The sequence below is a fragment of the Micromonospora sp. NPDC049301 genome (assembly GCF_040678715.1).
Classification (GTDB): Bacteria; Actinomycetota; Actinomycetes; order Mycobacteriales; family Micromonosporaceae; genus Micromonospora.
The window spans coordinates 170,616-183,997 of record NZ_JBFAQO010000004.1; the positions used below are offsets into that span (position 1 = coordinate 170,616).

Below are 13,382 nucleotides of genomic sequence, written 5' to 3' on the forward strand. Positions count from 1 at the left end.
GCATGCGGTGCCCGGAGTCTTCCGCCCCTCCGATCAGGCCTGGATGCGCACCATGCGGCGCCGCCGGCTGGCCCCGAGCAGGAGACCACCGGCGGCCAGCAGGCCACCACCTAGGGACAGGATGTTGGTGGTGTTGTCGCCGGTGACCGGCAGCTCCTTGTCGTCCTTGTCGTCCTTGCCGTCGTGCCGGTGGTCGAACTTGCCGTCCCGAATGCAGACGGTGACGGTGGCAGGGTCGGAGACGATCTTCTTGTCGTAGAAGGTGCCGGTCGCTCTGGCGGTGTTGACCACCTTGCCGGCCTTGACGTCCGCCCACGTCACCACGTGGGGGTGGACGGCGTGGCAGTCCGTGCTCGTGCCCGGGGCCAGCCAAGTGTTCTTGCAGGCCACCGGCCCGGCGGTCTTGTCGTCGACGGCGACGTTCTTGATGGTCTCTGTGCCGGTGTTGGTCACCCGGTAGGTGTAGAAGATCTTGTCACCCTTGGAGGCGAAGCCGTCCTTCTCGCACTTGTTGCGGCAGTCCGACTCGACGCGGGCCTTCTTGTCGATCGACAGGCTGGCCTGCACCCGCTTGGCCTTGGTGGTGACGGTGAATTCGGCCTCGTTGGACGTTACCTTCTCCCTGTGGAACAGCCCGGTCGCTGTGGCGGTGTTGACCACCTTGCCGGCCTTGACGTCCGCCCTGGTGACCGTGTACGTGCCGGTGCAGGTGGCGCTTTCTCCCGGCGCGAGCTCAAGACCATGCTCCATATCGATGTCCGGCTGTTTGGTGTCCTTGCAGGTGATGCCAGTGACCGTGTCGTCGGTGACGGTGATGTTGGTGATCGGGTCGTGGGTGCCGGTGCTCTGGTTCGTCACCGTGTAGGTGTAGGTGACCTTGTCGCCGGCCTGCAGACCGGTGGCCGGGGTTCCGGTCTTGGTCAGCTCCAGCTTCGGGTGCACCTGCGGGTCCGGCGCGGCAACAGCCGGCGAGCCGGCCGTGAGCAGCAGGGCGCCGGCCAGCAACGCGAGAGCGCCCAGCCGCGTGCGAATACCAACTCGTCTGCGCGACGCAGAGGTCTTGCTCATGTAAATCCCCCGTGTTGTGGATCGTTGACAATGGGGGCAACGAGAGCTAATGGAACATGTCACGCCAAGCCGGCGTGAATCCCCCACATGGTGGACGTCGTGGTGGGCTCACTACTTGGTCGCCGTAGCCGTCGTTGAACGGCTCGATCAGCCGTCGGATGGCATCCGGTTCGAAGACGGTGTCCGCGTCGACGGTCACGATGATCTCGTGCGAGGCGTACAGGAGCCCGGTGTTGAGGGCGCTGGCCTTGCCGCCGTTGGGCTTGCGGATCACCCGGACGCCGTCGAGGCCCAGTGAGTCGACGAGGTTGGCCGTGCCGTCGGTCGAAGCGTCGTCGACCACGATCACCTCGATGTCCCGGTGGTCGTTGGCCACCAGCGAACGGACCGTGGCGACGATGCCGGCCCGTTCGTTGTACGCGGGCAACGAGTCGATCCGAATCAGCGCCTCCCCGCATCGCCACCGTCATCGTCCATTCTCACCCGCCCGGGCCGAACTTCGCGGTCCGCGGTCATAGCGTGCGGCCGATTTACCAGGTAGAAACATGCCAACCCCTTCGTCCCGGCCCGACCTTCGGCCGGAGGGATCAGAGAGCGCTCTCACCGCCCCAGCTGTGCCGGGAGCAGTCTCCGGCCAGCGGAGAGGACGAACCGCATGACAACCCAGCCCCGACGGGTACGCCGGAGAACCGGTCGCACCCTCCTCCTCGCGCTCGTGCTGACCACCGCGGTCACGGCGAGCAGCACGGCCGCCACCGCCGGTCGGCCGACGCACGGTGACCCGGACTTCGGCCCCAACGTCACGATCTTCGACCCCGGCATGCCGGTCAGTGAGATCCAGCAGACCCTGGACGCCGCGCACGCCCGCCAGGTCGACAACGAGATGGGCACCGCACGGCACGCCTACCTGTTCAAGCCGGGCACGTACGGCACGGCCGAGCAGCCGTTGCAGGCCAAGGTCGGCTACTACACCGAGGTGTCCGGCCTGGGCGCCTCACCCACCGACGTCACCGTCAACGGGAAGATCGAGGTGTACAACCGCTGCCTGGCGGACGGTGGCGCCGGCAACTGCCTCGCGCTGGTCAACTTCTGGCGCACCCTGTCCAACCTCTCGCTCACCATCAACGCGGCAGGTCAGGACGGCTGCCGGTCCTCGGCGAACTTCTGGGCGGTGTCCCAGGCGGTGTCCATGCGCCGCCTGAACGTCAGCGGCGGCGGGTTGTCGCTGATGGACTACTGCACCGCCGGCCCGCAGTACGCCAGCGGCGGCTTCATCGCCGACTCGCGGCTGCCGGCGACCACCAACGGGTCCCAGCAGCAGTGGCTGACCCGCAACAGCGAGGTCGCCAGCTGGTCCAACGCGGTGTGGAACCAGGTCTTCGCGGGGGTCGAGGGCGCACCGGACGACGCCGCCTTCCCGGCCCCGCCCTACACGACGCTGGAGACCACCCCGCTGAGCCGCGAGAAGCCGTACCTCTTCGTCGACGGCAAGGGTCGCTACAACGTGCGGGTGCCCTCCGCGCAGCGCGACAGCCGGGGCGTCTCCTGGGCCGACGGCATGACGCCCGGGCGCACGATCCCGATCCGCGACTTCTTCATCGCCAAGCCGTCCGACCCGGTGCACGTCATCAACAGCCAGCTCGCGCGCGGCAAGCACCTGCTGCTGACCCCGGGCACGTACGACATCGCGCGCAGCATCGAGGTCCGGCGTGCCGACACGGTGGTGCTCGGCATCGGGCACGCCACGCTCACCGCCGTGAACGGCGCGATCCCGCTGGACGTCGCCGGCGTCCCGGGTGTGGTCGTCGCCGGCGTCACGGTCGACGCCGGGCGGGTCGAGTCGCCGGTCCTGCTGCGGGTGGGCCGGCAGCACGGCCGCAACGTCAGCACGCCGGCCAACCCGACCACGCTGTCCGACGTGTACTTCCGGGTGGGTGGCCCGCACATCGGCCGGACGGACACCGCGCTGGAGGTCAACAGCGACAACGTGCTCATCGACCACACCTGGGTGTGGCGCGGCGATCACGGCGTCGAGGGCTTCACCGAGGGCGTCAACGGCGACACGGACCGCTGGCGGACCAACACGGGTCGCTACGGCGCCGTCATCAACGGCGACCACGTGACCGCCACCGGCCTGTTCGTCGAGCACTTCCAGCGGTACAACACGGTCTGGAACGGCGAGCACGGCACGACGATCCTCTACCAGAACGAGCTGCCGTACGACCCGCCGACGCAGGCCGACTGGATGCACGGCGGCGTCGAGGGCTGGGCCGGCTACAAGGTCGGTGACCGGGTGCGGCACCACACCCTGTACGGCGGCGGGGTCTACGTCTTCAACCAGAACAACCCGTCGATCCACACCGAGAACGGCTTCGAGGTCCCGGTCACCCCGGGCGTGCGGCTGCACCACATCATGACCGTCAACCTCAGCGCCGGCACGATCGACCACGTGGTCAACGGCGTGGGCGAGGCGGCCGACATGACCAAGGTCGGCGCGCCGGTATACGTCACGCAGTACCCGACTCCGTAGGGATCTCGGGCGTACCGTTCGGGGACCGGAGCCGACGCGGCTCCGGTCCCCGTTGTCGTATCCCCAGGCACGGAGATTCCGCGCCCACGGTCTTGAATTCCTATCCATCCGATAGGAAAATGGGCCAATGCCGGTCGGTCCGTTCCTCACCTCCCGTCGGGTCGTGGACCTGATGCGGGTCGCCTCCGGGCTCTGTCCCGGCTCGCCGGCGACCGCCTGAACGCTCTCGCCGCCCGCGCACCCGCTCGGCCCGCCGCGCCTCGCCGCGGCCCGTAGCCCAACCGGTGTCCTCGCGCCAGACGCCCGCTCGTCGCGGCCCTCGCGCGTCCACGTCTCGGCCCACCCGATCCCGCCACGCCCGGATCGGTCCTTCCCCCCTCGGAGGTATGTCATGAGCACCGATCCGTCACCGTCCACACCGCCAACAGCCGGGGACTCCCGGCTCGCGTTCAACGAGGACTGGGTGGCGACCATCCTCGGGCTGATCCTGCTCGGCCTGGTCCTGCTCGGGGCCATCCCCGCCGGGTTGGTGCCCTGATGGCCACCGACGCGACGCGCACGGGCGACGAGCCCCGCACCATCGACGCGAGCGGCACCGTCGACGACGCCCGCACGGACGACGAGACCCGTGTGAGCGACGTGCCCGCCGGGACCGCACCGGACAACGAGCCCCCGTCGACCGTCGAGCCCGCCGGCGCGGCGCGCGACGGCACGTTCTGGGCCTGGACGGCGCTCGGCCTGGTGGTCGTGGTGGTGCTCGCCGCGCTCACCCGCTACCTGGAGCAGAACGTCCCCGAGTGGGCCGAGGGCACCGGCGTCGAGGACATCGGGGCGGCGATCGAGTACCCCGTCTACGCGATCCTGCTCGGGCTGCTCGGCAACGTCGCCGTCACGCTGCTCGGGTGGCGGGACCGGATCGCCGCCGCGTTCCGGACCGAGTTCTTCATCAAGACCGGTCTGGTGCTGCTCGGGGCGTCGATCAACCTGGCCGTCATCGCCAGCGCCGCCGGGCCGGCGATCGCCCAGGCGATCCTGCTGATCAGCGGGGTGTTCCTGTTCACCTGGTGGCTGGCGGGCCGGTTCGGCCTCGACGACAAACTGCGGGCGTTGCTCGCCTCGGCGGTGTCGATCTGCGGCGTCAGCGCGGCGATCGCCGCCGCCGGCGCCGTCCGGGCGCGTCGCGAGCAGTTGGCCTACACGGCCAGCCTGGTCATCGTCTTCGCGCTGCCGTCCATCTTCATCCTGCCCTGGCTCGCCGACGTGTTCGGGCTGTCCGACGCGGTGGCCGGCGCCTGGATCGGCGGCAACATCGACACCACCGCGGCGGTCACCGCGGCGGGAGCGCTCGCCGGTGAGGAGGCGCTCCAGATCGCCAGCATCGTCAAGGTCACCCAGAACGCCCTCATGGGTGTGGTGGCGGTCGCCCTCACCGCGTACTTCACGCTGCGGGTGGAGCGGCAGCCCGGCGCGGCCCGGCCGGGCCTCGGGGAGCTGTGGCGGCGGTTCCCCAAGTTCGTCCTGGGGTTCGTCGCCGCCTCGGTCATCGCCACCTGGTACCTGGACGCGGCGGGCGCGGACGGCAAGGCCACCATCGCGATCGTCAACGACCTGCGCGTCTGGTTCCTCATCCTGGCGTTCGTGAGCATCGGTCTGGAGGTCCGGGTCGCGTCGCTCCGGGAGGCCGGCTGGCGGCCCGTCGCGGTGTTCGCCAGTGCCACCGTGTTCAACCTGGCCCTGGCGCTCGCCCTGGCGTCCCTGCTGTTCCGCAACTTCGCCGCCTGATCCGGCGCCGCCCCCGCCCCCCGGTCCGGGGGACGGGGGCGATCGTCTACTTCCGACTCGCTGGCCGAATATTTCATCGATCAGTCTAACTCTTGCGGGGTGGCATTCACTGCTGCCACGATGACCGTCAATGCCTTCCGTCCCGAAGGAGTGGTCGTCATGGCGGTGTCCCGCCGCAGGTTCGTCACATCGGTGCTGGCGGGGTCCGCCCTCGCCGCCGCCTCCACCACCACCGAGCTGCTCACCACCGCCGCCGGCCCGGCGCACGCCGCGAGTCCCCCAGGGGACGTGGTCGGCAAGGTGACGGTCGGCTACCAGGGCTGGTTCAGCTGCCCTGGCGACTCGGCGCCCATCGGTGGCTGGTGGCACTGGAGCCGCGACCGGTTCCAGCCGCCCTCACCCAGCAACACCACCATCGTGTCCTGGCCGGACACGCGGGAGTACACGCACACGTACCCCACCGCCTACCCCAACCTCGGCAACGGCTCGCCGGCCACCCTCTTCTCCTCGTACGACCAGCAGACGGTGGACACCCACTTCCGCTGGATGCAGGAGTACGGCTGCGACACGGCCGCTCTGCAACGGTTCAACCCGATGGGCGACGAGGGCCCGACCCGCGACGCGATGGCACAGAAGGTGCGCTCCGCCGCCGAGCGTTACGGCCGCAAGTTCTACATCATGTACGACGTCACCGACTGGTTGAGCTTCCAGTCGGAGATCAAGACCGACTGGACGACGAAGATGTCGGCGCACGTCGCGTCCTCCGCGTACGCCCGGCAGAACGGCAAGCCGGTCGTCTGCATCTGGGGTTTCGGCTTCAGTGAGCCCAGCCGGCCCTTCACCCCGGGGCCCTGCCTGGAGGTCATCAACTGGTTCAAGGCGCAGGGCTGCTACGTCATCGGTGGCGTGCCCACCTGGTGGCGGCAGGGCATCGAGGACTCCCGCCCCGGCTTCCTCGACGTCTACCACGCGTACAACGCGATCTCGCCGTGGATGGTCTACCGGGCCAGGACGGTGGAGGAGCTGGACTCGTACTACAACAACGTCAACGTCGGCGACATGGCCGACTGTGCGGCGCGCGGCATCGACTACCTGCCCTGTGTGATGCCCGGCGACCTCGCCGGAGGGCACCGCAAACACGGCGACTTCTACTGGCGACACATCTACAACATGGTCCGGCTCGGCTCCCAGGGCCTGTACGTGTCCATGTTCGACGAGTACAACGAGGGCAACCAGATTGCCAAGACGTCCGAGACCCAGGCCACCACCCCGGCCGGCGCGAACATCCGGGCCCTGGACGAGGACGGCGTGGCCTGCTCCTCCGACTACTACCTGCGGATCACCGCCGACGGCGGCCGGATGCTCAAGGGTCAGCTCGCGCTCACCCCGGTCCGTCCCACGCCACCAACGACCGGCACTCCGCCCCCGACCGGCGGCAACCTGGCCGCCGGCCGACCCACCTCGGCCAGCAGCCAGGGCGGCGGATTCCCATCGGGCAACGCCGTGGACTCGAACGTCGGCAGCTACTGGGAGAGCGCCAACGGCGCATTCCCCCAGTGGTGGCAGGTCGACCTCGGCGCCAGCCACCAGGTCAATCGACTCGTCCTGCGGCTACCCGCCGGCTGGGGCGCGCGTACCCAGACCATCACCGTGCAGGGCAGCGTCGACGGCGGCAGCTTCAGCACCATCAGCGCGGCCGCCGGGTTCACCTTCGACCCGGCCACCGGCAACACCGTCACCCGCACGCTGCCGACCACCACGGCCCGCTACGTCCGTCTCAGCATCGGCGGCAACACCGGCTGGCCGGCCGCGCAACTCGCCCAGGTCGAGGTGTACGCGGGAAGCACCGTCCCGGACAACCCGCCGACCGCGCCGAGCGGCCTCACCGTGACCGGCAAGACGTCGACAAGCATGTCCCTGGCGTGGACGGCCTCCACCGACGACACCGGCGTGACCGGCTACCAGGTACGCCAGGGCGGCAATGTCGTCGCCACCGTCACGGGCACTACAGCGACCGTCAGCGGGCTCAGCCCGTCCACCGCGTACACCTTCACGGTCACCGCCCGCGACGCCGCCGGCAACACCTCCAGCGCGTCCAACGCGGTCACCGCCACCACGGACGCCCCGGCCAACGCGGACCTCGCCCGGGGTCGGTCCACCAGCGAGAGCAGTCACGTCCAGAGCTACGGGTCGGGCAACGTCGTCGACGGCGACGCGAACAGCTACTGGGAGAGCGCCAACAACGCGTTCCCGCAGTGGGTCCAGGTCGACCTGGGCGCGACGCGCACGGTCGGTCGGGTGGTACTGAAGCTGCCGCCGTCGTCGGCCTGGGGCACCCGGACGCAGACCCTCTCCGTGCAGGGCAGCACCGACGGGGGCAGCTTCGGCACGCTCGTCGGATCGGCGGGGCGCACCTTCAACCCGGCCACCGGCAACCAGGTGACGCTCACCTTCACCGCGGCGCAGACGCGCTACCTGCGCGTCACCGTCACCGGCAACACCGGCTGGCCGGCGGGGCAACTGGCGGCGCTGGAGGCGTACGCGAGCTGACCGCGAGCGGGGCGGCCACCGGACAGGAACGGTCGCCGCCCCGGTCGGGACGGTGTCAGCCCGCCGTCTGCTGCATTCGGCGCAGGTCGTCCGCCGGGTGGATGGTGCGCACCGGGTCCGGCACCGGCCCGCGCCGTCGCCACTCGCGCGGGTAGCCCAGGGAGACCTCCTCGAACCGGACCCCGTCGTAGAAGGTCGTGCGCGGGATGTGCAGGTGCCCGTAGACCACGGTGGCCGCACCGAAGCGCAGGTGCCAGTCCCGGGTGCGGACGGTGCCGCACCACTGGGCGAACTGCGGATACCACAGGATGTCGGTGGGTTCGCGCACCAGCGGATAGTGGTTGACCAGCACGGTCGGCAGGGTCGGGTCGCGCTCGGCCAGCCGGCGCTCGGTCTCGGCGACCCGGGCCTCGCACCACGCCTCACGGCTCGGGTAGGGATCGGGGTGCAGCAGGGCCTCGTCCGTGCACACCACCCCGGCCTCGTACGCCAGGTCCAGCGACTGCTGCTTGGTGCTGGCCTCGGGCACCCGGAACGTGTAGTCGTACAGCACGAAGAGCGAGGCGATCGTGGCTGGGCCACCCTCGCCGTCCCACACGGGGTACGGATCCTCCGGGGTGACGACCCCCAGCCGCCGGCACAGCCGCACCAGCTCGCGGTAGCGTTCCTCGCCGCGCAGCCGCACCGGGTCATCGGGCGGTGTCCACAGTTCGTGGTTGCCCGGCGCCCAGACCACCCGGGCGAATCGGCTGCTGAGCAGCCCGAGCGCCCACTCGATGTCGGCGAAGCGCTCGGCCACGTCACCGGCGACGAGCAGCCAATCGCCGTCGTTGCCGGGGCGCAGTTCCCGTACGAACGAGCGGTTCTCCGGATAGCCGATGTGCAGGTCGCTGACGGCCCGCAGCCGGGGCGGAAGACTCACGCTCCGAGGCTAGGCCGGCACGGCCGGGTCGGGGCACCCCTGTCCGGCCGTGTCGCGGCACACCCGGCGGGCGGTCAGCAGAACCAGCCGTCCTGCACCCAGCCGCGCCGGTTGATGTGCCCGTAGGCGAAGCCGTAGATGTAGCCGCCGCTGCGCGGACCCTCGACGAGGAAGGTCTGGCCCTGGTAGAGGGTGCCCATCCACGCCCCGTTGGGCTGGGTGCGGACGAACAGGTCGCTCGCGCACACCGTCTCGCGCTGGCCGATGGTGCCGTTGGCGGCCTGGGCGGGCGCCGGCAGGGCGAGTGTCGCGGCGACGACTCCGGCGAGCAGGCCGGCGATCGTCCGGGTGCGTCGTCGGGTCACCATGAGTCGTACCCGCCGATGCACTCGGCCCGCAGGTAGCCCCAGTCGTTCGGGCCGAAGTCGAACGAGGCCGCCCACCCGTTGTAGACCGGGTGCGCGCCCGGCGTGTGGCCGATCTTGTTGCCGTATTCGAGGGTGCGCTTCAGGCCGGTGGGGCCGCCGGCGGAGTCGTAGTTGGCGTAGAAGCTGGCGCTCTGGCAGACCACGATGGCGTGCCGGGGCACCACCGGGTCGGCGTGGGCCGGCGCGGCGCCCAGGGCGACCGTGGCCGCTCCGATGGCCAGCGCGGTGACCCCCGTGTGGATCCGTCGAGGCATGCCCACCTCCCGTACGGCGAAACTTTCCTACCGCCGACCCTAACAACGGGGTCGATAAATGTCGATGGGGTGGTGGGGCCCGTGGGGCCGGTGGGGCGGCTCTGCGGCGACCGGCATATCCGGCGACCGGGCGGGAAAGCGCTGTCGTCCGACAGCCCGCACCTGAGCAGGAGAGCCGACATGCCTTTCATCACCGTTGGGACGGAGAACTCCGCTCCCATCGACCTGTACTACGAGGACCACGGTTCCGGTCAGCCGGTCGTGCTGATCCACGGCTTCCCGTTCAACGGCGCGACCTGGGAGAAGGAGACCACCGCGCTGCTCAACGCCGGATACCGGACGATCACCTACGACCGGCGCGGTTTCGGCAACTCCGCCCAGCCGGCGTTCGGGTACGACTACAACACCTTCGCCGCGGACCTCGACGTCCTGATGACCGAACTGGACCTGAGCAACGTCACGCTGGTGGGCCACTCGATGGGCACCGGTGAGGTCGTCCGCTACCTGGGCAACTACGGCTCGCAGCGAGTGAGCAGGGCGGTGCTGATCAGCCCGCTGCAACCGATGCTGGCCAAGGCCAAGGACAATCCGGAGGGCGTCGACACGAGCCTCTTCAAGGGTTTCCAGCAGGCGATCATCAAGGACCGCTTCGCCTACCTCACCCAGTTCTGCGACGCGTTCTTCAACTACAGCGAGAACAAGGGCAAGCTGGTCAGCGACGAGGCGTACCGGGCACACTGGCAGATCGGTGCGCTGGGCTCCGCCAAGGCCACCCACGACTCCGTGGACGCCTGGCAGGAGGACTTCCGGCCCGACCTGCCCAAGATCGACGTGCCCGTTCTGATCATGCAGGGCGACAAGGACAACGTGTTGCCCTTCCCGGTGACCGGTCAGCGGCTCGCGCCCATGATGCCGACCGCGAACCTCATCACCCTGAAGGGTGCGCCGCACGGTATCCCGTGGACGCACGCCGACGACATCAACAAGGCGATCATGGACTTCATCAAGCAACCGGCCAAGGCTCGGGCCTGACCCGGACCGGCCTCCGACCGGACGCCAGCGCGGCGGCGTCGCCGCCACACCCGACCCGCGCGGACCCGACGGGCTCGCGTGGGTCGGGTGGCGTCGACGGTCAGGCCCGTCGGGCCACCACCGCGCCGTTGGCGCCGGGCGCGTCGAACGGCACCGTGCGCACGTCGACGAAGCCGGCATCGGTGAGCCAGGCGGTGTACTCGGCGCCGGAGTAGTTCCGGCCCCCCTCGGTCTCGACCAGCATGTTCATGCCCATCAGCGCCGCCTCCGGCGGCCCGGTGCGCTCATCGTTGAGCAGCAGCTCGCAGACGACGACCGCCCCGCCGGGCGGCAGCGCCGTGTGGCACCGGGCCAGCAGCCCCCGGTTCGTCGGCTCGTCCCAGTCATGCAGGATCATGCTGAGCAGGATGACGTCGTGCCCGCCCGGCAGCGCCGGGTCCGCGAGGAAGTCGCCGGCCACCGTGCCGATCCGCCCGGTCAGACCGGCCTCCGCGATCCGCTCCTCGGCCCGTGCGCAGACGTGCGGCAGGTCCAGGACGGTCGCCCGCAGCTCCGGCAGGCGGCGGCAGAACTCGATCGGGAACGCGCCGGCCCCGCCGCCCACGTCGAGCAGCCGGCGGTGGGCCGAGAAGTCGTACGCGTCGGCCAGCGCACCGGCGGTGAAGCTGGACGTGGAGTACATGGCGTCCCAGAACTGCGCCAGCATCTCCGGGTCGGTGGTGTCGAACATCGACTGCTGGGCCTGCGGGTCCCAGGTCAGCGGCCGGTCGGTGCGCAGGGCCTCCCCGATGCGGTGCCAGGGCAGGTACGTGCGCAGGTCGGAGTAGCGGACCTGGGCTCCGAAGTAGTACGGGCCGCCCTCGACCAGGAACTGCTCGGCCAGCGGCGAGTTGCGGTAGCCGTCGCCGGCCTTCTCCAGCAACCCGAGCGAGGCGCTCGCGGCCAGCAGCAGGTCCGCCGGGCGGTCGGCCAGCCCGAACTCGGCTGCCGCCTGCTCGACGGTCATCGTTCGACCGCCGGCGAGCCGGGTGAACAGGCCGAGTTCAACGCCGACCGCGAGGGTCTTGAACCCCCAGACGCCGGCAACCAGGCGCATGAGGGGAGTCGGAGTGATCATGGCCAATGAGAACACAGCTCCCGTCCGTCCATGATGGGCGGTCGAACCGGTCTAGGCCCGGATCAGCGTGACCAGGCCCGCCGCGACGAGCACGCCGGCCCAGAGCCGGTCGACGTTGAACTGCCGGGTGTGGCCCCGCGTGCCTTGACCAGGCTGAGACCGCCGAAGCGCTGGTAGCCGATCCGCAGCGCGCCCGCGCTGTCTCCGGCGTCGGCGGACCCTCCACAGGCGCTCACGCCGGCCGAGGCGAGCAACGCCACGGTGGCGAGCGCGGCCCTCAGCAGGCGGCGGCGGTGCGCGGGAGGGCTCGTCGAGGGGTACGCATGGCGGCTCCTTGGGATGGCATGCGGGTCCGGACGCATCGACCGGCGTGGACGGCGTGGGCAGTAGCCTACTAAGCCGATAGGTTTTATGGGTAGGCTGTCGGCGGGATCGTCCCACCCCTCAGGAGGCGCACCGCCCGCCGCCTGCGCCGCCGCATCCGCTCCACCGCACTGGAGGAAAGAGCCGCGATGACCCTCACCTTCCACTGGTTCCTGCCCACCTACGGCGACAGCCGGGACATCGTCGGCGGCGGACACGGCGTACCGGCCGGCGTGGCCGGGGGCGCCCGCCCCGCCAGCGTGGCCTACCTGGGGCAGATCGCCCGCACCGCCGAGCAGCTCGGCTTCGTCGGCGCACTCACCCCGACCGGTGCCTGGTGCGAGGACGCCTGGCTGAGCACGGCGATGCTCGCCGAGGTCACCGAACGTCTCAAGTTCCTGGTCGCCTTCCGACCCGGGTTGCTGTCACCCACGCTGGCCGCCCAGATGGCCTCGACCTTCCAGCGGCTGTCCCGGGGCCGGCTGCTGCTCAACGTGGTCACCGGCGGTGAGTCGCAGGAGCAGCGGGCGTACGGCGACTTCCTGGACAAGGACGCCCGGTACGCGCGGGCCGACGAGTTCCTGCACGTGGTGCGTGCCCTGTGGCGGGGCGAGACGGTCGACCACTCGGGCGCCCACGTCCGCGTCCAGCAGGCCCGGCTGCACCGGCTGCCCGACCCCGTCCCGCAGGTCTACTTCGGCGGCTCGTCCAGCGCCGCCCTGCCGGTGGCCGTGCGGCACAGCGACGTCTACCTCACCTGGGGCGAGCCACCTGGCCAGGTCGCCGGCAAGCTGGACCGGGTCCGCGCGCTGGCCGCCGGCGCCGGGCGCGAGCTGCGCTTCGGCATCCGGCTGCACGTGATCGCCCGGGACACCGCCGAGCAGGCCTGGGCGCAGGCGCGCCGCCTGCTCGACGGCATCGCCGACGCCGACATCCGGGCGGTGCAGGACGGGCTGCGGCGCAGCGAGTCGGAGGGACAGCGCCGGATGCTCGACCTGCACGGCGGATCCCGCGACGGCCTGGAGGTCTCGCCGAACCTCTGGGCCGGGTTCGGGCTGGTCCGTGGCGGGGCGGGCACCGCCCTCGTCGGCAGCCACACCGAGGTCGCCGACCGGATCGCCGAATACCACGCCCTCGGTATCGACGAGTTCATCCTCTCCGGCCATCCGCACCTGGAGGAGGCGTACTGGTTCGGTGAGGGTGTGCTGCCGATCCTGCGCGACCGCGGGCTGTGGCGGCACCCCGACGGCGACCCGGGCGCGGCGGAACACGTCGACATCCCCTTCGCCGGGTCGCCGGCGCCCGCCCAGGCCCGCTGACCGGCCGCCGGCGCGGT

General features: G+C 70.6%; 12 protein-coding genes. 6 read left to right on the plus strand and 6 right to left on the minus strand.

Annotation, left to right across the window (positions count from 1 at the left end):
- Positions 1–33 precede the first annotated feature (33 nt).
- Together AB0K07_RS13725 and AB0K07_RS13730 are read right to left on the minus strand one after the other, a co-directional pair.
- Positions 34–1,068 (minus strand): LPXTG cell wall anchor domain-containing protein, encoded by a 1,035-nt coding sequence (locus AB0K07_RS13725; RefSeq protein ID WP_363754808.1) that lies wholly within the window; start codon positions 1,066–1,068, stop codon positions 34–36.
- Positions 1,069–1,114: 46 nt separating this feature from the next.
- The gene (locus AB0K07_RS13730; RefSeq protein WP_363754810.1) at positions 1,115–1,495 is read right to left on the minus strand and encodes a glycosyltransferase family 2 protein; all 381 of its coding nucleotides are present in this window, start codon (positions 1,493–1,495) and stop codon (positions 1,115–1,117) included.
- Positions 1,496–1,723: 228 nt separating this feature from the next.
- Between AB0K07_RS13730 and AB0K07_RS13735 the strand changes: the two genes are divergently transcribed.
- The 4 genes from AB0K07_RS13735 to AB0K07_RS13750 all read left to right on the plus strand — a co-directional run bounded on the left by AB0K07_RS13735 (position 1,724) and on the right by AB0K07_RS13750 (position 7,930).
- Positions 1,724–3,598: an adenylyl cyclase gene (locus AB0K07_RS13735; RefSeq protein ID WP_363754812.1), complete on the plus strand. Its 1,875-nt coding sequence runs from the start codon at positions 1,724–1,726 to the stop codon at positions 3,596–3,598.
- Positions 3,599–3,989: 391 nt separating this feature from the next.
- Positions 3,990–4,136, plus strand: coding sequence for a hypothetical protein (locus AB0K07_RS13740; protein ID WP_363754814.1), 147 nt, complete (start codon positions 3,990–3,992; stop codon positions 4,134–4,136).
- Positions 4,136–5,380: a putative sulfate exporter family transporter gene (locus tag AB0K07_RS13745; RefSeq protein WP_363754816.1), complete on the plus strand. Its 1,245-nt coding sequence runs from the start codon at positions 4,136–4,138 to the stop codon at positions 5,378–5,380. Before AB0K07_RS13740 ends, AB0K07_RS13745 begins: the two co-directional genes overlap by 1 nt.
- A gap of 159 nt (positions 5,381–5,539) precedes the next feature.
- Entirely contained in the window at positions 5,540–7,930 is a 2,391-nt protein-coding gene (locus AB0K07_RS13750) for a discoidin domain-containing protein (RefSeq protein ID WP_363754818.1), read from the plus strand.
- 55 nt (positions 7,931–7,985) lie between these two features.
- Here AB0K07_RS13750 and AB0K07_RS13755 read toward each other — a convergent pair whose 3' ends face one another.
- The 3 genes from AB0K07_RS13755 to AB0K07_RS13765 all read right to left on the minus strand — a co-directional run bounded on the left by AB0K07_RS13755 (position 7,986) and on the right by AB0K07_RS13765 (position 9,534).
- Entirely contained in the window at positions 7,986–8,852 is an 867-nt protein-coding gene (locus tag AB0K07_RS13755; RefSeq protein ID WP_363754820.1) for a metallophosphoesterase, read from the minus strand.
- Positions 8,853–8,926: 74 nt separating this feature from the next.
- Entirely contained in the window at positions 8,927–9,220 is a 294-nt protein-coding gene (locus AB0K07_RS13760; protein ID WP_363754822.1) for a hypothetical protein, read from the minus strand.
- Complete coding sequence (locus tag AB0K07_RS13765) at positions 9,214–9,534, minus strand: hypothetical protein (protein WP_363754824.1); 321 nt, start codon at positions 9,532–9,534, stop codon at positions 9,214–9,216. The genes AB0K07_RS13760 and AB0K07_RS13765 overlap by 7 nt, the downstream gene beginning before the upstream one ends.
- 180 nt (positions 9,535–9,714) lie before the next feature.
- Here AB0K07_RS13765 and AB0K07_RS13770 point away from each other — a divergent pair, with 180 nt between their 5' ends.
- The gene (locus tag AB0K07_RS13770) at positions 9,715–10,566 is read left to right on the plus strand and encodes an alpha/beta hydrolase (RefSeq protein WP_363754826.1); all 852 of its coding nucleotides are present in this window, start codon (positions 9,715–9,717) and stop codon (positions 10,564–10,566) included.
- Positions 10,567–10,666: 100 nt separating this feature from the next.
- Here AB0K07_RS13770 and AB0K07_RS13775 read toward each other — a convergent pair whose 3' ends face one another.
- Positions 10,667–11,683: a methyltransferase gene (locus tag AB0K07_RS13775; protein WP_363754828.1), complete on the minus strand. Its 1,017-nt coding sequence runs from the start codon at positions 11,681–11,683 to the stop codon at positions 10,667–10,669.
- A 512-nt stretch (positions 11,684–12,195) separates the two neighbouring features.
- On the opposite strand from AB0K07_RS13775, the gene AB0K07_RS13780 reads away from it, so the two are divergent.
- A complete protein-coding gene (locus AB0K07_RS13780) occupies positions 12,196–13,365 on the plus strand; it encodes an LLM class flavin-dependent oxidoreductase (RefSeq protein ID WP_363754830.1) in 1,170 nt (389 codons plus the stop codon).
- The last annotated feature ends 17 nt before the right edge of the window (positions 13,366–13,382 follow it).